The sequence below is a fragment of the Christiangramia fulva genome (genome assembly GCF_003024155.1).
GTDB lineage: Bacteria > Bacteroidota > Bacteroidia > Flavobacteriales > Flavobacteriaceae > Christiangramia > Christiangramia fulva.
On the sequence record NZ_CP028136.1, the window covers coordinates 3,772,795 to 3,797,564 of the forward strand.

Consider the following 24,770-nt stretch of genomic DNA (forward strand, 5'->3'; position numbering starts at 1 on the left):
AAATAAATCGAAAGTATTTTCTTACAATGGAACCCTTTAAAGAGACTGATTCTCATACCTTGCTTTGGAAATTCATCTTCAATTTGTTCCGAAATCTCTTCGTTAGAATTGGGGATTTGTTAAATAGTTAATTGGATTGTTGGATTGTTGGATTGTTGGATTGTTGGATAATAGAAAATCTTCAAATTGAAATTGGTTAATTGGTAGATTAGTGAATTAAATTAACTGAACAATGATAAAGTTCCATGTGATGCCAGGATCGCTGCATTCATTTCAGCTCTTGCTGTATTTACCTGCTGCGGCACTTCAGGCTCTTCCTCAAAAAAGATCACTTTCGGTTTTCCCTGCTTTCGCAAATAATTGCTCAGGATCTTATGCGTGTAATAAGTTGCAGGTTGACGCTTTAGAAAAGGTTCATAATCATCAATCCTACTTACCTGCGCATCTGTATCAATAAACCCAAAACCCTGGTATTGGCCGGATTTTACCAGAACAAAAGCTTCTTCCTCAAAGTGTCTCCCCTTTTCCCTGATCACAAAGGTGGATGATTCCTCGACAAGCGAAGCAATCGCAGCTTTTACTTTTTTATTGTAGGCATGAACAGGTTCTTTTCCCGAGCAAATGCCCTCACAACTCACAATGGAATAATGGGAGCACTCCTCTACATTACTTTGGAGGCTGCAGTATTTAGGACATAGTTTGAATTCCCGGCACAAATACTCCAGTTTTTCCTGGGCCAGTGTTCTGCTGTAAAAAGTGCCGATAGACTCTCTTTTTTTGGTCGTTTTCTCCAGGGCCAGTTGCAGGATACCACGCTGATTAGTATAGCTCACTATCTGGTACACCGGCCCCGGCCTCTTTTGTGCACGGTTGAACTTTGGATAATATTTCCTGATACATTCGGCTTCCAGCAAGAGGGCGATTAGCTCGTTGCCCGTTGTTTCGTGGTCTATGTGATAAGTTTGCTGCCCCAAATTATACTCTTTACTCATTCGGTCATAGAAATGAGAAACTACCCTTTTTTTGATGTTGATCGCCTTGCCGGCATAGATCACCTTATGCTGACGGTCTTTGAAAAGATAAATTCCGGGACTTTCCGGAAGTTCTTGGATCTGTTCGGCTTCGATGTGTGGCGGCAAAGTGGCCTGACGGGAACGTACGTGGAGAAAAGAATTGATCACTTTAAAATCATCGTCCAGCGACAGCAGGCGCTGGAACAGGATCACTGTAGCATCGGTATCTCCTTCGGCGCGGTGACGATTGGAAATAGGAATGTTAATGGAATCGCACAACCTGCCCAGGCTGTAGGAGAACAGGCCGGGGATGAGTTTTCGGGAGAGGCGCACGGTGCAAAGTTTCTTTCGATTGTACTCATAGCCGAGCTCACGGAATTCATTCCGCAGCACATTATAATCGAAATTCACATTATGAGCCACAAATATGGCGTCACGGGTGAGCTCTTCGATCTTTCCCGCAACTTCATGAAATTTGGGAGCATCTTCCACCATCGCATTATCGATGCCCGTTAGCGCCGTGATCTGCCGCGGGATCTCCTTTTCAGGATTGATAAGGCTCGTGAACTTATCAATGATCACCGAATCCTTCAGGAGAACGATACAGATCTCGGTAAGCCGATTTCCGTTGATCCCTCCCCCAGTGGTTTCCACATCAATAACCGCAAATAACTGATCTTTCATACTGGGACTTCAGAAAAGGTAAAAATAGAAAGAATTTTCCAAGTATTGGAATGAATCCATTAGAATGGAAAATATCCCATTTCAGAAAAACAAAAAGTGAACTAGCGAAATTATCAAAATATGAAAATTTCTGATGCGTTTAAAGACCATAGCTCCATTTGTAAATCCGTCCGGGCAGAGATGGGATGCAGGATATTATAATGTTATTTTTCCTCATATTTTTCTACTTTTATACACCAATTGGAAAAACAGGATTTAAAGCTCCTTTGATTTAGCTCAATATGTACGATTTTCTTCATAAAAAGGTAAAAGAAACCATCAGCATCACCGATGAAGAATTTGAATATGCGAAAACCCTGTTTATTCCAAAGAAACTGCGCAAGAAACGCTTTCTGCTGGAAGATGGAGAGCCGTGTATTTATACCACCTTTGTAGAAAAAGGTCTACTACGTAGCTTTACGGTAGATGACAAGGGGAACGAGCACATCCTGCAATTTGCAATGCAGGGCTGGTGGGTGGCCGATCTTTACAGCTTTCTTACCGGTGAAGCTTCAGATTATAATATTGAAGCGCTGGAGGATAGTGAACTCCTGCTTATCACCAAAGATTCCTGGGACCTGCTGTTAAAGGAAGTTCCGGCCTTTGAGCGCTACTTCAGAATTCTAATTCAAAACAATCTTATTGCTACCCAAAGAAGATTAATGGGAACGATGAGTACCACTGCTGAGGAGCGCTATCTTAAGCTACTTGAGCATTTTCCCGATATCAGTCAGCGGGTTCCCCAGCACATGATCGCTTCTTATATTGGAGTAACCCGTGAAACCCTGAGCCGCCTGAGAAGTCAGCTGTATTAATAAATTTTCTTTAGCGAATTAGTTCTGCCAGTGTAGGAAAACCATTTGCATTAAAGATTCAAAACGAATAAAGTAGGCTTACATTATTCAAATTATATTTTACATCTTACTGCTAGTTTTTGTACCTCCTAAACCTAAAACCATTAAATATAGACGTATTTTAGTTACTGCCGGTGCTTCTGGTATAGGCAAGGAAATCGCCAAACCTTTTGCGGAGGAAATAGATAAAATCTGTATTTGCGACATTAACAGGGACTCACTGAAAGATCTTTCTCGGGAAACACCGGGTTCTGTTGTTCTGTATTGCGACATTGGGGCCTGTAAAAGCATTGAGAAGATGGTGGCTGAAGCCGTTAAAAGCATGGGCGGTATTGACATCCTTATTCATAATGCCGGTATTAGCAGGCCAACGTCAATGGAATTTCAGTAGAAAAGGAAACCGAAAATGCAATGCGTTTACAGTCAATCAAGAGATTTGTTGATCCAGCTTAAAACAAGTTCCATATGGAGAAGAGGATTTCATAGGCATGATTTGAGGAGTTAATTTTTGGGGATTGACCAATTTTTAATTTCCCATTGTAGTGGATGGTGAATTCATTGACGAGAGTTTTCATGACGCTGTATTTTGATTGAACAGAGATTTTTTTCCAGCCAGTATTCAAGCTTTTAATGTCCAACCCAGGACCACATTCCGGTCGAAAGAGACGTAAAAATAGCGCAGGCGCGGCCAAACGGCTTTATGACGTCTCCGATCTTGAATGTTGTAGTTTTGATGAAAAAAAAAGAAAAGGAGGGTGGTAAACTTGAAAAGGACTGCTTGTTCTGCCACTGAACAATTTAGAACTACGTGAAGATGAAAATTTCTGGCTGTTCGCCATGGCGAATATGAGGTGAAACTGCTATCATTGAGTCTCAACACTGAGATTTTGGCAGCTAACAATTTTTCTTTAGTTTTAACTATCCTTTTAGAAAAAATGAATACTCATGAAAGTAACTGCTTGTTTGATGCTGTTTTTTTACTCTATTATCGCTAATTCACAAAATGAAGATTTTTCTGAAAAGGTAAGTTCGATTGACAGTATAGTATCCGCCGTTTACCAGGTGATCTCGGGTAAAAAAGGGGAAGACCGAAATTGGAAGCTACACAAAACAATTTTTCATCCCAAGGCAAGAATCATATCTAATTTCGCCAATGACAAAGGAGAATACGAGGTCAAATTCTTAAGTGTCGACGAATACATTGATACTTACCGAGATTATTTCAAGGGCATTGACCTTTATGAGAAGGACTTGATCCACGAAACGGAAGTTTTTGGTAACATGGCCCAGGTCTTTAGTACTTATGGTTCATTCTCAGGGCCTAATGACTCTGAACCATTTAAAATAGGCACGGCGAGCATCCAGTTGTATAATGATGGAAATCGATGGTATGTACTAAATATGTACTACAAGAATGAAAACGAAGACGATAAAATACCACAAAAATACCTTCCTGTAGAAAGCACAAATTAAAATTGGATGCGAGCAATGAATGATCTGAAAATCAATAAACGAGCTATTCAATCGATTGTTTTTCTTACTGCATTGCTTTTCCAGCACACTATTTGCGCAAAAACTGGTTATATTGCTATTATCCATATGACCGTTATTTATGGAACTGGTGACAAACCAGTTGAAGACCAAAGTGGCATCCCCCAGCACATGATCGCTTCTTATATTGGAGTAACCCGTGAAACCCTGAGCCGCCTGAGAAGTCAGCTGTATTGATATTCACTTTTGAAAAGTTATTCCCAGTCTTATTTTCAGAATAGTTAACAATGAAGCCCCATTCATTTTATTTATCCTGAATTCCCTGCAGGTCTATGGCAGCATCCAATGCTCTAGAAGATTTTTTCAACACCCTCAAGAGATATTTTTGGCAGAAGTGCAATTTTGTTCAATTTTTCCTCCTTTATATCGAATGCCATCAAGGTGCTTTACCATAAATCTCTGGACTTTCATATAATGGTCTTTGTGGTTCTTTACATCGATGTGCTTATCTCTTGAGATCGTGCGGATCTTGCTGTCGTATTCCTGGTATCCCCAGCAAACAGGACATTCACCATCAGGCAAGGGCTCCCTCACCTCCTTTTTCGGCTTTGTGAAATAGGAAAATACATAATCTAAAAGGTCCATATTATTCATTATTTTGTCTTTTCTCAGCTATTTTATTGTTTTTCAGGCTTATAAGTGAGTTCTCCTTCTATGATCCTTGCCGGCTGCGTATATGGATGTTCCCTGCTCTTTTCTTCCCCCATTATATGCATCACTTTCCAGCCTTTTGACTTAAAATGGTCAGAGATCATGGACCGATGGCAGCGCCACCAAACCGCTTCAGAACACATGATTGCAAGGTTTCTTTTTGCTGCTAATCGAGATAATTTCCCTACTGCTTCCCGGAAAGCCTTGGTTTCCATATAATCTGCATAGCCTTTAAATGATTGATTGCGCCAGGAAGTATTTTCAGAATTAGGTTCGGATTTTCTTCTTCCTCCTAAAGCCTCAAAATGAGTATATTTAATGCTCTTCTCAGGTAATGAAATCTCCAAATTTTCCTTACTGAACTGCGGAAACTTACGCGAACCGGGAAAACGTCTTATATCCGCAACCTGTTCAATAGAAAAGGAGCGCAATATCGCCACAAACTCCTTGAAAGTACGAGTGGAGTGACCTATGGTATAAAGGACCTTTTTTTCTGAAGTAGTGGACATATTTGTTCCTGATTTATTTTAAAATTAACCATAGAAAGAAAAATTTAAGTCTTCTCTTATGGCATTTTTAACAATTCAAGCCAAAACCAAATTTTTACTGAGAATCCCGGGCAACTCCTTCTACACGCTCAGCGGTATCTTGTTTAGAAAGGGACAAACGTATGATGCTGTTCTCTTCAGCTCGCAGATCATGAGGTACATTGCCTTCAAGAGTCAGCATATCCCCTTTTTTTATTTCGTACAATTCGCCATTTACGCCAAAAGTAATCATGCCTTCAAAAAGTTCCACCACAATGGGATAAGGTGTTTTATGTTCTTTCATTTGCTGACCTTTTTTCATCGCTATGCGGATCTCCTTGCTGCTATCGGTATCCATTAGTACCTGTACTGCAGGCTTTTTGTCATCAAAACTGAGATTGTCTAATAATGAAGCTGTTTTCATAATATTTTTATTTTAAAGTTTGTTATCCTGCATCGTTTAAGGAGGATCAAAATCATTTATGGGTTAAAATTTCCTTCTGAAAAATGGTTTTTTTTCAGCTTTCCCAAAATGGATCTTTCCATTTACAGGAATTTTCTTCCGTACTCACGTAATGGGAAGTATTTTTTGTGGAAGTGGAATTTTCTTCAATTTCTTTGTAAACAATTTTTTCCTCGAAATTGATATGCACTTCCAGTTCCTCTTCCAAAAGATTGAGGACTTTAATGTCTTCACAACTGCAGGTCAAAAGCCGAAGAATCCTCCTGTGATTCGCCATAGCTCTTTTTATGCGCGTATTTTTATCCTGGTGGGTTAAGAATTCTTCCTCTTTCTGAATGTGAGGAATTAGGAATTTTTTACTTGCCCAATCCACGTAGTGCCTGATCCTTTTGGTAGCAATTCCCGTGCTCAATCCCTGCCTAATATGAAGGCACATTTCTCTAAGTCTCTCGTGGTCATCATTAAACCGCGTTAATAGTTTTGCCGTCATTGAAATATTACTTTTGATTAATTCCAGAATTCATCCCTGGTATTTTCCTCGAATTGCGCCTCTGTATGGTGCTGCTTTATAAAAGCCAGTTGCTCAGCGGTCGCGGCTGCCTGTATCCTTCCAAACAGCTCCCGTTCCTCAAATCGCACGTGTTGATCCAGCTCCTCCTCAATAAGGTTAAGTGATTTCTCCACGTCCTTTTCTTCCCTGAAAAGCCTTTTCAGCCGACGATGTTCTGCAAGTGCTTTTTTGACCATCGCATCCTCCTCACCCAGCACCGGAAAAAGGTATTTTTCCTCAATCTTAAAATGTGGAAGCACGTGGTTTTCAAAGAACCAGTCTGTATAGGCTTTGATCCTTCCGACCTCGATGTTTTTTGAAAACCCCTTTCTTATCTTCCAACAAAGCAACAAGGTATGATGGTGGTCCCTGCTAAGAGGCTGCAGATTTGGATCTCGTTTTATTGGCTTTTTTTTATCCATAATATTCTTTCGTTTTTCTCTTTCAAGCTGATTATCCTCAAAATTGCGCCCGCCAAAGCAAGTGTCGGGCGCCTTAATTCTAAAAAACCCTTATTCTACAATGAATTTACCTTTCATCATGGCATAATGCCCGGGAAAGCTACAAAGAAAGTCGTAGGTTCCCTTCTTTGGCGCGTTAAATTCTATGCTTGTAGATTCCCCGCCCCCAACAATTTTTGTATGAGCAATAAATCCCGTTGAAGGAATATAATCATTGTCTTTTTCACTCATAGCGGCTTGCGCAAATTTTGCAACATCGGTGCCCTGGGTAAGCAACACGAAATTATGGCCCATCACATTTTTGGCTAATTTCCCCGTATGGTTCAGGGTAAGCCTGACGCGGTCTCCTGCTTTGACTTTAATTTCACTGGTGTCAAATCGCATTTGATCATTGGCATTGATCACAATAGTACGAACCGCTTTGCTTTCTTCAATTTTTACTGGGTTTTCTTTTTCTGAAATGACTGCTGAATTGTTTCCGGTAAAGAGCATGACAAGTGCTGCTGAAACTGAAATTAGGTATGTATTCATTTTTTTAATTTTTTCCGAAGTTTTCATTTTACTTCCGGAAGGTGAATATTTAAGTTTTTCTGGACTTTTATAGCTGCCCAGAAGCAGCTTAATTTTTTTACAACTTTATGATTGACATTTTTAAAACTACACCCCTGGTCTTAATTTCCGTAGGCGGCTTTAATGACCAGCGAAAGATTGTTCCAATTGTTCACGGCATTTACGGTTACAGTTATGGAGATAAGTTCCTGTTCTGTAAAATGAGCTCCTATTTCCTCGAGGATTTGATCTATATCTACTTTGACAGGCGAATACATAAGTGCCTCGGTCCAGGTGAGAGCTGCTTTCTCCCTTTCGCTGAAATGATCGCTTTCTTTCCAATCTGAAAGAATTTCAAGCCGCGACATATCTTCTCCCCGTTCCCGGGAATCGTCCATTTGCAATGATTCGCAGGAAGTACAACTATTAATTTGAAAAGCTCTTAGTTTTACCAGCTCCAAAAGTTGCTGCTCCACTCCATTGTGTATTGCACATTCTTCCATTTCCTGGATTCCTTTAATAGCGCATAATACCAATTTTGAATAATTTTTAGTTTCCATATCTGTGTTGATTAATTCTTGTGAATTTTTTCAATTGCAGGAACATGATGTCCATCTGAAGCTTCCGCCAGTAGATCATATATGGCTTTCACCGTATGAGTATAATCTACATAAGCCGCGACAAAGGCTCTGCCCTGGGCTGTAGATTCCTCTTTATGAGCTTTTAATTCAAGGAGCCGCTCATATTTTTCCTTTAAAAGATTTCCTGTGCGGCTATTGAGATCCTTCAAAAGAAGTTCAACTGTACCGGCTTCCATTGCCGCATCAGACTTTTGAATTACTGGAGAAATATTGCCTGCAGGTTTCAAACCTGTATAGGGCTCCCCTTCTCCCTCCCTGTGAAGACGTACAAGGGTTTCAAAAAAGTGCATTTTCAGAAGGTCATAGACCTGGGGATCCTTTTCTTTATATTGGAGCGTTTTCTTAAACAGAATAGTGATTTCGTCCTCATATTTTGGCTCGATCCACTTTAGAACGGGTGCTACTTTTTCCGCTTTTAGCGCTGCATAGGCATCCTTTATCACCGGCCCGTCATAAGAATCACAATGAGCGAAAGTTAAAGGCCCGGTTAAAAAGGCAAGAAGAAGAAAAAGTTGAAGAACAAGATTCTTGCTGTTTCCTGACCTTGGTTTTGCTGAATTTTTCATGAGTTTCTGATTTTTAAATTCACTTCAAAGTTAAACATAAATTCTATAAAGGACAAGTTTATCCTTTTTAAAATTAAAATTAGGTGTTTTAATCTCATCATCTTAAGGATTCTTTAGATATACAGCTCCTTTGGAGAGGTCTGATGCCAGGCTTCCTATAGTGGTCTCCTCAAAAGATTTGAAGAAATCGTTACGTGTTTTTGCATAAGTATGATGCATAGGGCACGGATGTTCATCTGAACATTGGTGGAGCCCCATTACACATTCTTTGAATACAGCCAGGCCATCTATTGCATTCACTATCTCAATTACGGGTAATTGCAGCTGATAGTTCTCACAGTAAAAGCCACCGTAAGGCCCCTTGAGAGAAGTTACGATCTTATATTTGTTGAGGTTTCGCAGGATCTTTGCGGTAAAGGCACTGGGTGCTTCAATTTCTTCGGCAACTTCCTTTACTCCAAATTTAACATCCTCTCCGGCACGGGACGCTAAAAAGATCGCTGCTCGAATTGCATATTTACAGGATTTTGAGATCACTTTGTTGGGTTTTAATAAAGTCAAAAATACAAATAATTTTATAAAAGACCTTTTTATCTTTTATATTTGAGCCTACCCTTGATTTTAGTACCATACTCTTAATCAATTAAGATTTATTTTAGCTATTGAAAGATCCGGTAAAGCAATCCGGAGGTAGAAAAAGCAATAGTATCCTTAATAGAACCCCTTATTTTGTGGTCCGGCTTTAATTTTATATCGAAAAAATCTATTCTGTGATCATACCTACCCCCCTTTCCCTGAATTAACATCTCTTTAGTAAAAATATGTGACATAGATCACACCCATTTCTTATCATAGGTCATTGTTCTTAAGAGGGGTATCCCCTTAAATTTGCACTATAAATAAATTAGTAATCTAAAAACCGAAAATTATGGCAGCTACAAAATGGAATATCGATCCTTCACACAGTGAAGTAACTTTTAAAGTAAAACATTTAATGATCTCTACCGTAACCGGAAAATTTAAAGTTTTTGAAGGCGAGGTTGAAAGCGAAGGCGAGGATTTTAAAAAGGTAAAGAATATTGAATTTAAAGCCGACGTAAAATCTATAGATACTAACAACAAAGATCGTGATGAACACCTGAAATCTGACGATTTCTTTGCAGCAGAAGAACACCCTCAACTGGTCTTTAAAGCTGAAAGTTTTGATGTGGATTCAGATGAAATCCAGGGTGAATTAACTATAAGGAACACGACCAAACCTGTCACTCTTGATGTTGATTTTGGAGGAGTAGTAGAAGATCCTTACGGTCAGACAAAAGCAGGATTGACAGTAAGCGGAAAGATCAGCCGAAAAGATTTCGGATTAAAATGGAATGCTGTTACCGAGGCAGGTAGCGTGGTAGTGAGCGACCAGGTAAGAATAAACGTAGAGGTTCAGTTCATAAAACAGGCATAAATCATTAGCAGCAGCGGAAGGTGAAATAGTCACCTTCCGGGGAACTGCTGAAAAAAATAACAAAACTGATGGCGACGAAAACAATAGCAATTTTGGCAGAGAGCTGGAAAATATCCCCTGAACTATTAAAGGTTCTGGATAAGCCTAAGCTCCGGTTGCTCTTTGTTGCGAAAGATGAAGACAACAAAAAAGGTCTTATTGAAGTATTAAAACCCTTAGAGCTTAATGCCGAGATCGATTTCACCAGTTGTGAAAAAGAAGGATGCTGGGAAGCCGATAGGATCGTGGTTCTGAAACCAGAACAGCCTTCGGTAGAACTCATTGAAAAAATAAAAGAGGTTGCTACTCAAAAACCTGTCTGGGTAATTTCAGAAGATCCTGAAGCCACAAAACAGGTCGACCTTAAGCAACTGCTTCCTAATTCACGGGTAATAGAAATTGGCCTGAAGGAAAAGACACAAGAAATTTCTCTTTGCGGTAAAGATGCCGAAGCTAAGTCAGAGATTCGTCAGTTTTTTGAAAATTCAGACTATCAAATTAAAGAATAAAATTATGCAGGTAAAGATCTGGTCAGATGTAAGATGTCCTTTCTGTTATATAGGAAAGAAAAAATTGGAGGCAGCGCTTGAAAAGTTTCCGCAGCGAGATGAGGTAGAGATCATCTGGAAAAGCTTTCAGTTAGATCCCTCGCTGAAAACAGATGCAAGCTCCAGCACTCTTGAGTATTTTGTAAAGACCAAAGGTGTAAGTGAAGAACAGGCACGACAAATGTTTAGCGGAGCTGCAAACATGGCGAAAGAAGCAGGAATAAACCTGAATATCGAAAAAGGGATCCTGGCTAATTCGTTTATGGCACATCGACTCATTCAACTTGCCAAAACCAAAGATTTGGGAAATGAGATCGAAGAAGTCCTTTTTAAAGCTCATTTTGAAGAAGCAAAGAATATTGATGATATCGAAGTTCTTGTACAGCTAGCCGAATCTATAGGAATGGAGACTGAAGAAGTACGTGATACTTTAAAATCTGATGCTTTCGCTTACGAGGTGAAACAGGATGAAATGGAAGCCCGGAATATTGGCGTGAGAGGAGTTCCTTTTTTTGTATTTGAAGATAAATATGCCATCTCCGGAGCCCAGCCCACCGAAGCATTCTTACAGACCCTTGAAAAAGTTTGGGAAGAAAGAAATCCGGAATTAAAGATATCCGAAGGTGATTCCTGTTCTACGGATGGAACCTGTGATTAGAAAAGAGTAAAATAAAACTGCAATTTTAGACACTACGGGATTTGTAGGTCCAGAAGTTTTAGAAAAAAAATCCTTGAAAAAAAAAGAGCGCTACGCTTTATGAAAATAGAGAAAAGACCGCTGCGCTTCTTAAAAAAAACAGATAAATTAAACTTTACTTTAAAAATGAATAAAATGAAACAAGTATTTACTTTATTAACAATTGCGTTTTTTAGCGTCCCCATCTTTGCACAAACCAGCTGGAAAGCCGACCCGGCACATACACAGATATCTTTTGGAGTAACCCATATGGGAATTTCTGAAGTGGAAGGAAAATTTGACAAATTCGATGGCAGTATTACAGCAACTAAAGATGATTTTAGCGACGCTCAATATGAAATGGTCATTGATGTTCCTTCTATTAATACTGGAGTAGAAATGCGTGATAACCACTTAAGAAGTGCCGATTTCTTTGACGCAGAAAAGTATCCAAAAATGACTTTTAAGAGCACCTCTTCTAAAAAAATTGATGACAATAAATATGCCGTTACTGGAGACCTTACTTTCCACGGAATTACCAAACCGGTAACTCTCGAAGTATGGTACCGCGGTCAGGTGAAAAATCCTCAAAACGGTCAGATCAGTTCGGGTTTTGCCATTTCAGGAAATGTAAAAAGATCTGATTACAATTTAGGGTCAGGTTTTCCTGAAGCTGTACTGAGCGACAACATATTGCTTGATATCGATACCGAGTTCAAGAAACAATAGATCTTTTTCAGGAGGGAGCTGAAGATCTCAAAGCTTCAGAGATTTGGATCACCCTACCGGCTTCCTCTCTTTAAAATTCAGCAGTAGCCGGGTCTTTAACAATGACTTCAGTAAAAATTGGTTAAAATAAATAATATGAATAAAATATTTAAAATTGACTTTTCACCCTCACAGGTTGACGGTGCATTATTGATCATAAGAGTAGCGGTAGCAACTTTAATGCTTACCCACGGAATTCCAAAACTGCAAAGCCTTTTGGCTGGCGGTGAAATCCAGTTTCCGGGCGTAATGGGATTAAGCCCTGCTTTTTCGCTTGGCCTTGCAGTCTTTGCTGAATTTTTCTGTTCCATATTGATCCTGTTAGGACTGGCAACCAGATTAGCCGTAATTCCTCCCATTATCACCATGTTAATAGCGGTATTTATGATCCACCTCAGTGATCCCTTTGCAAACCAGGAATTAGGATTGCTTTATCTCTTCCTTTACCTGCCTTTGCTGATCCTGGGCAGCGGAAGATATTCAGTTGATCAGATGCTTCGATCCGTACAACGCCCGGTAACAACTGAAAGTTAAGCTAGCTCAAATCTGAATAAAAAAAAGTCCTGCGGCTCAAGCGCGGGACTTTTTTGGTTTTATCCTTTCCCATAATGCAGGTAATCTGAAGCTTAAATAATTCCTCCTGCCCTTTTTATTATTTGTGTAAGAATGACGGAAGAGATTCCAAAAATGATCACTGCCAAAATTTGGTTAACACTTAATGGAATAAGAGAAAGCATGGTATTTAAAAAAGGGATCCAATAAGCCAGTACCATAATGAGCAAAGATATTAGAATGGCGCCCCATACCCACAGGTTTCGTGTCACTTTGTTCTTAATAAACGATGTTTTCCGTTCCGGCAGGTTAAAAACATTTAAAAGTTGTCCTAAGATTAAGGTATAAAAAGCCATGTTATTAATTATCGCATTACTATAATCCTGATAAAAAGCCGCATAAACGCTAATACCAATTACTGAAGCTATAATAGAAAAACTGTACATTGCAATGGAACGCCATAATTCTGGAGTAATTATAGCTTCATCTGAAGGACGCGGTGGTTGTTTCATAACATTTTTATTGCCTTTTCCCATTCCCAGTGCCAAAGCAGGAAAAACATCGGTTACCAGATTTAGAAAAAGTATTTGTAATGGCTGCAGTGGTAGCGGTAAATTTGAGACAGCGGCAATAGCCACTGTGATGATCTCTGCCAAATTGCAGGACAACAAGAATATCACAAAATGCCGAATATTATCAAAAATATCCCTGCCCTGCCTGATAGCAAGTTCAGTAGAAGTGAATTTGTCGTCCATGAGTATCACATCGGCAACCTCTTTGGCGGCTTCAGTACCTCTTATCCCCATGGCGATACCAATATCGGCTTTTTTTAAGGCGGGAGTATCATTGACCCCATCACCAAGCATACCTACCACGTAATTATTTCCCTGATAAAATTTTACAAGTTGCAACTTTTGTTCGGGAATCATTCGGGCGTAGATATCGGCCTTTAAAAACCTGCTTTTTTCTTCCTTACTGCAGTTTTCCAAATCTGGCAGATCAGTACCAGTCACTATATTTTCTGAAGTGGTTTCAGGCGTTAACAAACCTATTTCCTGTCCTATTTTTTGCGCCGTCTTGGGATGATCGCCGGTGATCATTACTACTTTTACTCCTGCATTTCGGTAGGTCTGGATGGCTTTAAAAATATCCTTCCTGGGAGGATCTTCAAAGCCGAGGATACCCAAAAGCACCAGGTCATCACCGACATCCGTTCTTTTTATTTTATCATTTCGGTAAGCAAAAACCAGCGTGCGTAAACCTTCAGAAGCCATCTGCTCCCCCATTTCCATCCAGGTTTTCTTATTCGGTAAAGGAACGATCCTGTTTCCCTGTTGAACCCTGTTGCAATGTGGCACCACGGCTTCCATAGCCCCTTTTACGCAAAAAAGATATTTTTCATTTTCCTCATTTATGGTGATCATCCGCTTGCGTTCAGTTTCAAAAGGAATTTCTTTAACACGTGGAAAATTGTTTCTTAACTCCTTTACATTTCCTTTCTGTTCCTTTATAAATTCAATAAGTGCTGCTTCTAAAGAATCACCAGAATTATGCTCATCTAAACCCACATTATTACAAAGGGCCGCAATCTTTAAAATCTGATCTTTAACTGCCTTACTACATGCCAAACCATCCCTGGCAATACTGGAATTTTTGATCTTTTCTTCCTGAAGGATAATGCTGTCGACCCTCATTTTGTTTTCGGTAAGCGTTCCGGTTTTATCGGTGCAAATGATCCCAACTTCCCCAAGGGTTTCAACCGACTCTAAATTCTTTATGATCACATTTTCCCTGGATAGTCTGAGCATACCTCTTGCAAGGGCAATGGTTGAAACGATTGGTAAACCTTCGGGAATAGCGGCCACGGCAAGGGCAATGCCGGTTTTGATCATAAATACAAGATCTTTTCCCTGCAGATATCCGCTAAGAGCAGTAATTGCAGCGAGAATAATGGTGAGCCAGATAAGTTTCCTGCTAAGTTTCCTTAATTTTTTTTCTAATGGTGATCGAGATTTTTCGGCTTCCTGCGAAAGTTTTGTGATCTCACCTATTTTGGTATGATTGCCAGTAGCTGTAACTATAGCCCTTCCGTTACCCCGGGAGACAATGGTTCCACTAAAAACCATATTTTTTTGTTCCGGCAGGGAAATTCCATTTTGTAAAACCTCTGCAGTCTTATCAATTTGGTCACTTTCACCGGTCAAAGCCGATTCTTTGATCGCCAGGCTGTTCGATTTAATTATTCTCCCATCAGCCGGAATCACATCTCCGGCTTCAAAAAGAATGATATCCCCAGGGACTAATAGACTTGATTTAATTTTTTGAATGCCTGAATCCCGTAAAACCCTGCACATGGCAGGCGAAAGTTTCTGAAGTGCCTCTACCGATCTTACTGCCTGTAACTCCATAAAAAAACCTATAAGAGCTGTCATGACAATGACAAAAAGTACCGCCAGGCCTTCGATCCAATTTTGGAAAATGAAAGCCAGGAACATGGCCGCAGTTAAAATGTAAATTATAGGATCGAGGAACTGGCTAACAAAAATGAGAAAGACGCTTTTTTTCTTCTGCTTTTGGAGTATGTTTTTTCCGAATTTTAATTGCCGCTCTATTACCTCATCCTGGCCAAGCCCTTCATCTGTATCAGATTGGATTTGTTCTACAACCTCATCTATGGTCGCAGCATAAGGAGCTTGGATATTTTGAATTTTCATACTCCATGGCTTAAGGATGGTAAAAATGGATTTAGTTATTCGGAAATTTCATTGTCCTCTCTTTTTCTTCCCTGGATATCACTTATTTTGATCCGGTAAATGATTGATTCATCCGGGGCATCCATTTTTGCTGAGAATTCTTTTAAATAGGTGAGATTTTTATTTTTCTTATCCAAAATTATTTTTTTCACTCCTTCCGAAAAACTGTGCAACATATGTTTGGCATCGCTCCTGCTTAATTCTTCAAAAGAACCTTTTACCAGAACCGATTTCCATTTTACCAGGGTTTCAATTTCATCAACCTGGAAGGAAACTATAGGATTTTTACGCATGCAATTAATCTTATTTCCTTCACCGGAATAACTGATGATTGCTTCCTGAGCCGGATCAAAATAATAGGTAATGGGAACGATCTCGGGATTTCCCTTCGCTGTATAAGCAATTCGGCCAATATAATTGTGGCTAAGAATATTGAGGCATTCTTCTCTGGTTAAAGTTTTCATACCTGAAGTATTAATAGAATAACAGAGTTAAATTAATGTATAACATGCCCTTAACCAATGACACTTATCATACTTTATATAATTTATTTTGGTTATTTAAAGGGAAGATTTTCGATTTATGGAAAGCTTATTTTATCTACTAAATATGAATTCCAAATCCATTTAATAATATCAACCTCAGACCCACATAGAAAACCAGAATAGCGGTGAGAATTCCTAAAAATTTCAGGTTGAATTTTTTATTGGAAAGGTAAGAGCCCAGACTTCCTCCCAGTACTACAGCGATGATCAGTTTGAAAATAAGTTCACCATCTACCCGAAAGGTCCCCGCGACATTGAGTCCAACCAGTCCGGCAACCGAATTCACCAGAATAAAGACCGAAGCCAGGGAAGCTATGATTCGCGGATCTTTCCACTTAAGTAAATTTAAAACGGGAGACAGGAAAATTCCGCCTCCGATTCCCGAAACCCCGGATAATAAACCAATACTTCCTCCTAATAAAAACTTTTTAGGATTTGAAAAATCATGAGATTCCAGCTTGCTTTGTACAAATTTTAAGATCATAAAAAACCCGGCAAGAACCAGCGCACTTCCCAGGATCAAAAAGAAAACTTTTTGTGAAAGCCTGATCTGTGCACCCAGGTAGGCCATAGGAATACTAAAAATAAAAAATGGCCATATCAACTTTAGTTTTAAAACGCCGTTTTTTATAAAAACCATCGTCCCAATGGTCACCACACAAATATTGAGAATTAGCGCCGTGGAGCGTATTTCGTAAAAATCGGTAAGGACAAGGCTCAGAATTGCCAGGTAACTGGAGCCGCCTCCAAAACCAACCGAACTGTAGAAAAGGGCGATAAAGAAGAAAATGAACGGCAGGTATTCTATGGGCATATTATGAAATTAGATAGCATTCTATTTTTTCCTTTTTTTTAACTGAAGTTTCAGCATCAACAAAAGCCAGGGCATTTCCAACCGCCATAGATTGGATCATTGACGAACTCTGTCCATCCAAAATTTCCACCTCGCTATTGATAATTCTTGCTTTAAGGAAAGCAGGCCGATCCCCTCTGTTTTCAAAATCATGTTTTACAGGAAATGAATATTTAGGAAGTCCGATTTTTTTAGAGCCGCTGAATTTCTGAAGGAACGGCAATACATAAATGTAAAAACAACTTAATGAAGACGCAGGATTCCCGGGCAGTGCGAATATGAACTTATTGCCTTTTCTTCCAAAATAAAGCGGTTTTCCCGGCTTTTGAAAAACCTTATAAAATTGTTCTTCCACGCCATTTTCTTCCAGTGCCTGTTTTACAAAATCATAATCTCCAACCGAAATTCCACCGGAAAGTATCAAAACATCAGCATTTTCAATGGATTCTTTACTTCCAGCTTTAATCGCCTCAAAGTCATCCTTAATCTGTTTCTTGTTTTCACACTTAAACCCAAACTGTGCGCAGGCGGTCTCCAGGGCGTAACTGTTCGATTCATAGATCTGTCCTTCCCTTTTAGGTTTCCCGGGTTCTACCAGTTCGTTTCCGGTGGTGATCAGGTTAACTAAAGGATTTTTAAAAACCTCTATTTTATTAAATCCGAGACTTCCCATCAATCCTATTCCGGCTGGCGTAATGGAGTAACCTCTTTCGAGAACCACCTGTCCTTTTTCAAACTCCCCGCCTTTTTTTCGAATATACTGGGCTACTTTAGGCTCCAGTTCCAGAAAAAGCTTACTTCCTTCCACACTGGTTCTTTCCTGCATCATCACAGCCGTAGTATTTTCCGGGACTTTAGCGCCTGTGAAGATCCTGACAGCTTCCCCGTCCTTCAGTTTTATTTCGCTCATATCTCCTGCCGCGACCTCCCCTACGATGTCATATTCAGAAAATATTCCGCATAAGGCGTAACCATCCATAGCTGAATTATCAAAAGCAGGCATATCAAAAGGCGCAATAATATCTTTGGAAAGGGAATATCCTAAACAATCATGGAGCTGCCGGAATTCAGATTTTAGTTCCACCTGCTGTTCTGAAATGATCTTTAAAGCTTCTTCGATGCTTACCATTAGCCTCCTATTGAAATCATTGATCTGTTCTTTTCGTAATGTTCGGGATCCATTTTCACATCCATTCCGTCCCGGGAATATTTCTTGCTTTTGATCGCATTTATGATAATTGGATCCATTTCTTCGCCATTGCGCAGCGGCGTTAAAAGATCGGTTTCAGAATTGGCAAAAAGGCAATTCTTCATTTTCCCGTCGGCCGTTAACCTGATTCTATTGCACTCAGAACAAAACGGATTGGTAATGGTGCTCACAATTGCGAAACTTCCGGCATGTCCTTTTACCTTAAAATTATTGGATGTGCTGTGTTTCGGATTTTTTAATTCCTCAATATTCCCGAACTTTTCTGAAACTATATCTAGAATTTCCTTTTCTGAAACACCCTTACTCCAGTCCCATTTATTACCCTTAAAAGGCATAAATTCGATGAATTTAACGGTTAGGTTTTTATAGCGCGTAAGTTCTATAAAATCATTGATCTCATTATCATTGACACCTTTTATCAAAACGATATTCAGCTTGACCTGCATGTCCATCTCCAGCGCCTTTTCAAGATTCTTCATGATCCGGTCAAAATAGTCACGCTTGGTGATGAAAACAGATTTCGCCTTATTAAGGGTATCAAGACTCAGATTGATCTTTTTTAAACCAATCTTCTGAAAAAGATCCAAATATTTATCGAGCATGATCCCGTTCGTGGTGATCTTTAAAGTCACTCCGAGTTTTGCCAGTTCCTCCACCAGGTAACCGAAATTTTTTCTCACCAAAGGCTCCCCACCGGTTAATCGAATCGTATCCACCCCCAAATCCCGGAATTTTGTGGCCAGTTTTATGATTTCCTCCAGGCTCATGATATTTTCTTTTTCCATTAGCTCGATCCCTTCTTCCGGCATACAATAGAAACATCGAAGATTACACCTATCGGTCAGGGAAATCCTGAGATACGTATGCTTTCTTCCAAAATTGTCTACTATTTGCTTCTTTTCTTCAATCATGTCTTTTTCCATCTATCACTTTAAAAACGTGCAATACATGCGGAAATATCGCATCCATGCACTCTGCGGCACCTTTCGTCGAACCTGGCAATGCCAGTACCACTTTTCCGTCCATTATCCCGGCTACAGATCTTGACAACATCGCGTAGGGCATTCGCTGCTGCCCATAATTCCTCATTTGCTCCTCTACGCCTTTTAGTTTCAGATCCAGCAATGGTTCTATGGTTTGAGGAGTTACATCACGTGGGCCAACTCCCGTGCCACCGGTGAAAATGACCAAATCGGTTTTGGCATTTTTTAAAGCCGATTTAATTTCTTCGGGTTCATCGGGAATAATGATAATATCTGAATTGATTCCGAATTCCTTCAATTTTGAAGCAATTGCCTTCCCGGCTTTATCTTCACCCTCACCTTTTGAAATAGTATCTGAACAAACCACAATTTTGGCAGTCAATCCTTCAGAATTGACCTTAAAAGATGATTTTCCACCTTTTTTATTCAGAAGCCGAATTGTCCCAATCTCCACATTCTTATCGATTGGTTTCAGCATATCGTACATCGTAAGCGCAACGACACTGGCGCCGTGCATGGCTTCCACCTCCACACCGGTCTTATAGATGGTCTTCACGGTCATCGAAATGGTAATTTCAAGTCCGTGAATTTCATACTCGATTTCAGAATATTCAATAGGCAGCGGATGACAATCGGGAAGTAGATCAGGTGTTTTCTTGACGCCCAACAAGCCGGCGGCCCTGGCCATTTCAAAAACATTCCCTTTGGGAACCTTATTTTCTCTAATCGCTTTTATTGTTTCTTCTCTCGAAGTTCGTACGACAGCAATTGCGGTAGCTTCCCGTAGCGTTTTTATCTTATGCGTTATATCTACCATCTATTTATTCACTTTCCATTGATGAGTTTCATCCTCGAAAATCTCTTTTCCGAAAATTGGTACATTCGCCTTAATTTCCTCTACAAAATAATTGCAGGCCTCTATGGCTATTTTTCTATGCGCCGAAGAGGTGAACACGAAAAGACAAATTTCCCCGGTTTTCACTTTGCCAAGGCTATGATAAATATGGGCGCAGGTAATATCAAATTTCGAAAAGGTAGCTTCCCTGATCTCATGGAATACATTTTCGGCCATTTCTTCATAAGCCGAATAGTCTATCGCGCTTACTGTTTTGCCATCAATCTCATCGGCTCGAATCTGACCCAGAAAAATGCTGTGCGCACCAATATTTGTTTTAGATTGATGATTCCCAATGGAATTCGCGATCTTTTCCGGCGGAATCGCACCCTGAACGAATACTTTTTTTGGTTTTTTCTTATTCATCGATTAATACCTTTTCTTATTATCGTCTTTTTTTTAGCGTCACCCTGAGCTTGACTCAGGGTCTCATTAATTAACGTTTTTCTCTTCGATCTCATTAGATGCTGAATCAAGTTCAGCATGACGTTCTTCTAAGTTCAGCATGACGTGCTAATTTCTATCGTCACCCTGAGCTTGACTCAGGGTCTCATCATAAATGTTTTTCCCTTCGATCTCAATAGATGCTGAACAAGTTCAGCATGACGTTCTTCTGAGTTCAGCATGACTGGAAATAACAGTTTAATTTCATTCATCAATAATTGTTTCTATTCCTCCTTCAACATTCTTTAAATTTTCGAAGCCATATTCTGCTTTTAATAAATCCACGACTTTACGGCTTCTCTTACCCGACTGGCAGAAGACCAGGATTTCTTCCTCCTTCGGAATTTCCCATAAACGCTCATCAAGATCACTCATGGGAATTTGAATAACATTTTCTGAATTTATCTTCGGCTGCTCAAAGATTTCCCGGATGTCCAGATACTTCCTGTTCTCATCCTTTACTTTACATTCTATACGAACCGGAATAATTCCGTGGTCTTTGATCTTCCCGATCTCCTCTTCTCTCTTTGAAATAGATAAAAGTTGATCCTGCCCAGATAGGACATGGATCAGTTTTAATTTTCCTGAAAGTACATTTCCTGCACCCAGAATGATTTTTAAAATTTCAGTGGCCTGCATGGTTCCGAGGATTCCGGGTGTCACGCCAAGAACTCCAGTCGCTTCACAGCTGATATTCTGCCGTGTGGTCTTTGGAAAAAGACAGCGATAAGAAGGCCCATTCTGATAATTAAAAACCGAAAGCTGACCTTCATTTTTATAGATAGAAGCATACACCCAGGGTTTATCGGCAAGAATGCAGGCATCATTAATAAGGTATTTGGTCTCGAAATTGTCGGTTCCATCCAGAATTAGGTCATATTCCCCACAAATTTTCTGCGCATTTTCGATACTCAAAGCCTCCGGAATAGCCTCCAGTGAGATCTCTGAATTCAGTCGCTGCAGCTTTTGTTGAGCTACCTCAGCCTTGGATTTTCCAATATCCCCTTCATTAAATAAGGTTTGTCGATGCAGGTTAGAAAGAGAAACCCTGTCATGGTCCATCAATCCTATTCTGCCTACACCAGCACCTGCCAGGTATTGCGCGGCGGGGCAACCAAGTCCGCCAACGCCAAGAATTAGCACGCTGGCATTACGAAGTTTCTCCTGTCCGGAAACCCCAACCTCATCTAGTTTAATTTGTCGGTCGTATCTCATCAGCCTCCTGCAAAGGGTGGTAAAAATGCCACCTCATCGCCTTCTTTTAATTCTACTTCAGTCTTCAAATCGTGGTTAACTGCAATCTGTACAGCATCCGGATCTGGAATTTTATAGTTTACTATTTGTCTTTTTTTTAATTCGGAAACCGAAAGCTTATTTTCAAGCTCCAGCACTTCTTCACTCTTTCCTGCTGCCTCGGCGATCATTCCGAAATATTTTACCTTCACTTTCATTTCTTTTCCAACTGCTTTAATAATTCCACATCTTCTTTGGTGTCCACATCAAAATTTCCTTTTTCAAATTTTATTGTCTGAAACTCTATTTTATCATTATAAATGAGTTTTTTGGCACCGTGATCTCCCTTTAGCTCTTTCAATTTTTGAAAAACCGACCTGGAAAAAATCGCGGGAACACCAATGTCTCCCTCATATTCAGAAAAAGTTGCCTCACTTTTATTTTCAATCTGAAGCCGTATCAACTGCTCGATTTTTTCGCGATTTACAAACGGCTGATCTGAAAGAAGGATAAGGAGATGATCCAGTTTTTCAAGTTCTTCGGAAGAGGTTATTCCTTTTATAATACTCGAGGACATTCCCTGATTCCATTCTCCGTTGATAGCTATACTAAAATTTTTACTGTCGATCTCTTTTTTAATTTCATTCGCATTTGCTCCTAAAACCAGCACTTTGGAATCGAAAGAAAAATCATCGGCCAGATCGATCATTTTTTGAAGCAATTTTTTCCCTTCAAACTCCACCAGTTGTTTTGGATAACCAAGCCGACTGGAAGCTCCCGCCGCCAGGATCACTACTCCTATTTTTTTATTTTCGATCAAACTCTATATTTAATTTTTAAAACGCGTTATCCTGAATTTCTCTCAGGATCTCGTAAACTTACTATCATACGTTAATACTTTTTGAAAGCGATTATTCTTCTTTTCATGTATCGGCGTTTCTTTATCACGCAAGGATCTGGCACTTTTCCCTGTCAAAACCATTTGAATTTCAGCTAAAATGGATAACCCAATTTCTGCCGGCGTTTCCGCGCCGATTTCTAGCCCAACAGGAGCATGAATTTTATCCAAAAACCCTTCTTTTAGTTCAAAGCCTTCATCCGAAAGATCATCAAGCATTCGCTGGTATTTTTTCTTCGGACCAAGAATTCCGATATACGGAATCTCATTTTTGTCTAAAAGGAGCTTCAAAACAGCCAGATCATAATTGTAATTATGACTCATCAGCACAAAACAACTTCGGTTATCGATTTCAATATTTTCCAGGGTTTTCTCCGGTTTTGAAACGATCACCTGGCAGGAACTCGTAAATCTCTCTTTATTGGCATGAGTGGGCCTTCCATCGGTCACGATCACATCCCAGCCAAGTAATTCAGCCTGTTGTGCAAGGATCTGAGCATCATTCCCTGCGCCGACAATTATGAGTTTCACCGGTGGCTGATAGTTCTGAATAAAAACATGGCTGGTTTCTTCCCCGAAGCCATATTCCAAAAAATCAGAATTATTGTTTTTTAATACGGTTTCTGAATGTTCCAGGATCTTTTTAAATATATCCTTTTCGGGATATTTTCCGGTTTTCTCTAAATCCTTATTGATCACAAGGCTTGTTCCCGGCTGAACTTTCGTTTTATTCAAATTAAACTGGATCAAAACCGCTACAGGTTCGTTTCTGGTTATAATCAACTTTAATAACTCGCAAGGATTCAGATGATCATCATAATTAATAGGTTCAAACAAAACCTGAATAATACCGTTACAGCCTAACTGTGCACCTATCACCGCGTCATCTTCATCACTGGTGTCATACGTGATCAACTTATTCTTTTGCTGATGCAGGGCAAGAAGTGCTTTGCGCAAAGCATCACCTTCCAGGCAGCCCCCGCTGATTGCGCCGGTAATATTACCGAATTCATCGATGAGCATCCTGGCGCCGGCACGTCGGTAAGAAGAGCCTTCAACATGAACCACCGTGGCCAGAACACAGCCGGTTCCGCTCTTTTTCAGGCGTTCATATTCCGTTATGATTGCATCGAGTTCTCTCATACTTTTGCTGTTCTAAGCATAGTTACCTGTGCTTTTATTTCGTCAGCTGCGAATTTGATATCGGCAAAATTCGTATTTCTCCCCAGACTTATCCGCAGTGAAGCCAAAGCCTGCTCATCGCTTAAACCCATCGCTTTTAAAACATGGGAAGGCTGAACAGTATTGGAAGTACAGGCAGAACCCCGGGATACAGCAAGTGAATTAAGCCTTCTAAGAAGCTGAGTACCATCTATATTTTCAAAAGTGACATTCACTGTATTGGGTAGCCGTTGGGAATTTTTAGAATTGATTTGAGCACCTTCAATACTTCCAAGTAGTTCTTCAAGTTTAATTCGCAATTCTTCTGACCTGGTCGATTGCTCTTCCAATTCAGAAAAAGCAATTTCCGATGCCTTACCAAATCCCACGATTCCCGGAACATTCAGGGTGCCGGGACGCAATGCTTTTTCCTGTCCGCCACCGAATACCTGAGGTTCTATCTCCACCTTATTTTTTTTATTGATATATAAAGCGCCAACACCTTTGGGTCCGTAGATTTTGTGAGAAGAAAAAACCGCGAGATCTAAATTCAGCTGACCAATGTCAACCTGAATCTTTCCTACTGCCTGAGTAATGTCGCTCATAAGCTTCGAGCCTTTAGAATGAACTATTTTTTCAATTTTTCGCAAAGGATGGATAAGTCCGGTTTCGTTATTGGCGAGCATCAGGCAAACCAGAATAGTTTCAGAAGTAATAGAATTCTCCAGCTCATTCAAATCGATATTTCCTTCAGAATCCACATTCAGAAAACTGACCTGAAAACCTCTTTTTTGCAAAGCTTTTACAGTATCAAGTACAGCTTTGTGTTCGGTTTTACAGGTGATAATGTGTCTCCCTTTAGAACGATTTTTTTCACAGAAACCGAATAAAGCAAGATTTGCAGCTTCCGTCGCACCCGAAGTAAAGGTTAATTCTGTCGGTTTACATTGGAGAAGGTTCGCTATTCTTTCTCTTGAGGTCTCCACGGCCTCTTCGGCGTCCCAGCCAAACACATGGTCGCTACTGGCATTTCCGAATTTTTCAGTAAAGTAAGGCAAAATCTCATCCAGCACCCGGCTATCCACCGGTGTGGTCGCGTTATAATCAAGATATATTTTCTTCTCTACTGGCATTGAAAAGCGTTATGTATTTGTAAATATATCGCTGTTTAAAATTTAAGGCTCAGGACGATCCTGAAGCCTTTCAT

General features: G+C 39.9%; 31 protein-coding genes. 9 read left to right on the plus strand and 22 right to left on the minus strand.

The window, feature by feature from the left end:
• Positions 1 to 221: 221 nt before the first annotated feature.
• Positions 222 to 1,697 (minus strand): exonuclease domain-containing protein, encoded by a 1,476-nt coding sequence (locus C7S20_RS16940; protein WP_107013579.1) that lies wholly within the window; start codon positions 1,695 to 1,697, stop codon positions 222 to 224.
• A gap of 281 nt (positions 1,698 to 1,978) precedes the next feature.
• On the opposite strand from C7S20_RS16940, the gene C7S20_RS16945 reads away from it, so the two are divergent.
• The 4 genes from C7S20_RS16945 (at position 1,979) to C7S20_RS19680 (ending at position 4,318) form a co-directional block, all read left to right on the plus strand.
• Positions 1,979 to 2,551, plus strand: coding sequence for a Crp/Fnr family transcriptional regulator (locus C7S20_RS16945; protein ID WP_107013580.1), 573 nt, complete (start codon positions 1,979 to 1,981; stop codon positions 2,549 to 2,551).
• Between the two features lie 157 nt (positions 2,552 to 2,708).
• Complete coding sequence (locus tag C7S20_RS19975; RefSeq protein WP_227009166.1) at positions 2,709 to 2,981, plus strand: SDR family oxidoreductase; 273 nt, start codon at positions 2,709 to 2,711, stop codon at positions 2,979 to 2,981.
• Positions 2,982 to 3,535: 554 nt separating this feature from the next.
• On the plus strand, positions 3,536 to 4,063 hold the full coding sequence (locus C7S20_RS16955; protein ID WP_107013582.1) for a hypothetical protein: 528 nt from the start codon (positions 3,536 to 3,538) through the stop codon (positions 4,061 to 4,063).
• 6 nt (positions 4,064 to 4,069) lie between these two features.
• Positions 4,070 to 4,318 (plus strand): hypothetical protein, encoded by a 249-nt coding sequence (locus C7S20_RS19680; RefSeq protein WP_193510775.1) that lies wholly within the window; start codon positions 4,070 to 4,072, stop codon positions 4,316 to 4,318.
• 135 nt (positions 4,319 to 4,453) lie between these two features.
• Here the strand turns inward: C7S20_RS19680 and C7S20_RS16965 are convergent, their stop codons facing one another.
• The 9 genes from C7S20_RS16965 to C7S20_RS17005 form a co-directional block, all read right to left on the minus strand.
• A complete protein-coding gene (locus tag C7S20_RS16965; RefSeq protein ID WP_159039968.1) occupies positions 4,454 to 4,726 on the minus strand; it encodes a hypothetical protein in 273 nt (90 codons plus the stop codon).
• Positions 4,727 to 4,758: 32 nt separating this feature from the next.
• Positions 4,759 to 5,301 carry a DUF488 domain-containing protein gene (locus tag C7S20_RS16970; RefSeq protein WP_107013584.1) on the minus strand — a complete coding sequence of 181 codons (543 nt, stop codon included), beginning with the start codon at positions 5,299 to 5,301 and terminating at the stop codon, positions 4,759 to 4,761.
• A 94-nt stretch (positions 5,302 to 5,395) separates the two neighbouring features.
• Positions 5,396 to 5,743 (minus strand): cupin domain-containing protein, encoded by a 348-nt coding sequence (locus C7S20_RS16975; protein WP_107013585.1) that lies wholly within the window; start codon positions 5,741 to 5,743, stop codon positions 5,396 to 5,398.
• Positions 5,744 to 5,837: 94 nt separating this feature from the next.
• Positions 5,838 to 6,272 carry a hemerythrin domain-containing protein gene (locus C7S20_RS16980; protein WP_159039969.1) on the minus strand — a complete coding sequence of 145 codons (435 nt, stop codon included), beginning with the start codon at positions 6,270 to 6,272 and terminating at the stop codon, positions 5,838 to 5,840.
• A gap of 17 nt (positions 6,273 to 6,289) precedes the next feature.
• The gene (locus tag C7S20_RS16985) at positions 6,290 to 6,754 is read right to left on the minus strand and encodes a hemerythrin domain-containing protein (protein WP_107013587.1); all 465 of its coding nucleotides are present in this window, start codon (positions 6,752 to 6,754) and stop codon (positions 6,290 to 6,292) included.
• 90 nt (positions 6,755 to 6,844) lie between these two features.
• Positions 6,845 to 7,324 (minus strand): azurin, encoded by a 480-nt coding sequence (gene azu / locus C7S20_RS16990; RefSeq protein WP_193510776.1) that lies wholly within the window; start codon positions 7,322 to 7,324, stop codon positions 6,845 to 6,847.
• Between the two features lie 140 nt (positions 7,325 to 7,464).
• The gene (locus C7S20_RS16995) at positions 7,465 to 7,902 is read right to left on the minus strand and encodes a carboxymuconolactone decarboxylase family protein (protein WP_107013589.1); all 438 of its coding nucleotides are present in this window, start codon (positions 7,900 to 7,902) and stop codon (positions 7,465 to 7,467) included.
• An 11-nt stretch (positions 7,903 to 7,913) separates the two neighbouring features.
• Positions 7,914 to 8,549, minus strand: coding sequence for a DUF6448 family protein (locus C7S20_RS17000; RefSeq protein WP_107013590.1), 636 nt, complete (start codon positions 8,547 to 8,549; stop codon positions 7,914 to 7,916).
• Positions 8,550 to 8,651: 102 nt separating this feature from the next.
• The gene (locus C7S20_RS17005) at positions 8,652 to 9,110 is read right to left on the minus strand and encodes an RrF2 family transcriptional regulator (RefSeq protein WP_227009039.1); all 459 of its coding nucleotides are present in this window, start codon (positions 9,108 to 9,110) and stop codon (positions 8,652 to 8,654) included.
• A 367-nt stretch (positions 9,111 to 9,477) separates the two neighbouring features.
• Between C7S20_RS17005 and C7S20_RS17010 the strand changes: the two genes are divergently transcribed.
• The 5 genes from C7S20_RS17010 (at position 9,478) to C7S20_RS17030 (ending at position 12,570) form a co-directional block, all read left to right on the plus strand.
• A complete protein-coding gene (locus C7S20_RS17010; RefSeq protein WP_107013591.1) occupies positions 9,478 to 10,005 on the plus strand; it encodes a YceI family protein in 528 nt (175 codons plus the stop codon).
• Between the two features lie 68 nt (positions 10,006 to 10,073).
• Positions 10,074 to 10,553 carry a hypothetical protein gene (locus tag C7S20_RS17015; RefSeq protein WP_107013592.1) on the plus strand — a complete coding sequence of 160 codons (480 nt, stop codon included), beginning with the start codon at positions 10,074 to 10,076 and terminating at the stop codon, positions 10,551 to 10,553.
• Positions 10,554 to 10,557: 4 nt separating this feature from the next.
• Positions 10,558 to 11,250, plus strand: coding sequence for a DsbA family oxidoreductase (locus tag C7S20_RS17020; RefSeq protein WP_107014288.1), 693 nt, complete (start codon positions 10,558 to 10,560; stop codon positions 11,248 to 11,250).
• A 174-nt stretch (positions 11,251 to 11,424) separates the two neighbouring features.
• Positions 11,425 to 11,997, plus strand: coding sequence for a YceI family protein (locus C7S20_RS17025; protein WP_107014289.1), 573 nt, complete (start codon positions 11,425 to 11,427; stop codon positions 11,995 to 11,997).
• 135 nt (positions 11,998 to 12,132) lie between these two features.
• A complete protein-coding gene (locus C7S20_RS17030) occupies positions 12,133 to 12,570 on the plus strand; it encodes a DoxX family protein (RefSeq protein WP_107014290.1) in 438 nt (145 codons plus the stop codon).
• Positions 12,571 to 12,662: 92 nt separating this feature from the next.
• Here C7S20_RS17030 and C7S20_RS17035 read toward each other — a convergent pair whose 3' ends face one another.
• The 12 genes from C7S20_RS17035 to C7S20_RS17090 all read right to left on the minus strand — a co-directional run bounded on the left by C7S20_RS17035 (position 12,663) and on the right by C7S20_RS17090 (position 24,696).
• Complete coding sequence (locus C7S20_RS17035; RefSeq protein WP_107013593.1) at positions 12,663 to 15,302, minus strand: cation-translocating P-type ATPase; 2,640 nt, start codon at positions 15,300 to 15,302, stop codon at positions 12,663 to 12,665.
• A gap of 35 nt (positions 15,303 to 15,337) precedes the next feature.
• Positions 15,338 to 15,805, minus strand: coding sequence for a pyridoxamine 5'-phosphate oxidase family protein (locus C7S20_RS17040; RefSeq protein WP_107013594.1), 468 nt, complete (start codon positions 15,803 to 15,805; stop codon positions 15,338 to 15,340).
• Positions 15,806 to 15,944: 139 nt separating this feature from the next.
• Positions 15,945 to 16,700 carry a sulfite exporter TauE/SafE family protein gene (locus C7S20_RS17045; RefSeq protein ID WP_107013595.1) on the minus strand — a complete coding sequence of 252 codons (756 nt, stop codon included), beginning with the start codon at positions 16,698 to 16,700 and terminating at the stop codon, positions 15,945 to 15,947.
• Position 16,701: 1 nt separating this feature from the next.
• Positions 16,702 to 17,868, minus strand: coding sequence for a molybdopterin molybdotransferase MoeA (locus C7S20_RS17050; protein ID WP_107013596.1), 1,167 nt, complete (start codon positions 17,866 to 17,868; stop codon positions 16,702 to 16,704).
• On the minus strand, positions 17,868 to 18,860 hold the full coding sequence (moaA, locus tag C7S20_RS17055; RefSeq protein ID WP_107014291.1) for a GTP 3',8-cyclase MoaA: 993 nt from the start codon (positions 18,858 to 18,860) through the stop codon (positions 17,868 to 17,870). Before moaA ends, C7S20_RS17050 begins: the two co-directional genes overlap by 1 nt.
• Positions 18,853 to 19,749, minus strand: a complete 897-nt coding sequence (moaCB, locus tag C7S20_RS17060; protein ID WP_107013597.1) for a bifunctional molybdenum cofactor biosynthesis protein MoaC/MoaB — start codon at positions 19,747 to 19,749, stop codon at positions 18,853 to 18,855. Before moaCB ends, moaA begins: the two co-directional genes overlap by 8 nt.
• Positions 19,750 to 20,193: a molybdenum cofactor biosynthesis protein MoaE gene (locus C7S20_RS17065; protein ID WP_107013598.1), complete on the minus strand. Its 444-nt coding sequence runs from the start codon at positions 20,191 to 20,193 to the stop codon at positions 19,750 to 19,752.
• A gap of 282 nt (positions 20,194 to 20,475) precedes the next feature.
• On the minus strand, positions 20,476 to 21,486 hold the full coding sequence (locus C7S20_RS17070; protein ID WP_107013599.1) for a HesA/MoeB/ThiF family protein: 1,011 nt from the start codon (positions 21,484 to 21,486) through the stop codon (positions 20,476 to 20,478).
• The gene (locus C7S20_RS17075; RefSeq protein WP_107013600.1) at positions 21,486 to 21,722 is read right to left on the minus strand and encodes a MoaD/ThiS family protein; all 237 of its coding nucleotides are present in this window, start codon (positions 21,720 to 21,722) and stop codon (positions 21,486 to 21,488) included. The genes C7S20_RS17070 and C7S20_RS17075 overlap by 1 nt, the downstream gene beginning before the upstream one ends.
• Positions 21,719 to 22,324 (minus strand): nucleotidyltransferase family protein, encoded by a 606-nt coding sequence (locus C7S20_RS17080; RefSeq protein WP_107013601.1) that lies wholly within the window; start codon positions 22,322 to 22,324, stop codon positions 21,719 to 21,721. Before C7S20_RS17080 ends, C7S20_RS17075 begins: the two co-directional genes overlap by 4 nt.
• 42 nt (positions 22,325 to 22,366) lie before the next feature.
• Positions 22,367 to 23,545: an XdhC family protein gene (locus C7S20_RS17085; protein ID WP_107013602.1), complete on the minus strand. Its 1,179-nt coding sequence runs from the start codon at positions 23,543 to 23,545 to the stop codon at positions 22,367 to 22,369.
• Complete coding sequence (locus tag C7S20_RS17090) at positions 23,542 to 24,696, minus strand: cysteine desulfurase family protein (RefSeq protein WP_107013603.1); 1,155 nt, start codon at positions 24,694 to 24,696, stop codon at positions 23,542 to 23,544. The genes C7S20_RS17085 and C7S20_RS17090 overlap by 4 nt, the downstream gene beginning before the upstream one ends.
• Positions 24,697 to 24,770 lie beyond the last annotated feature (74 nt).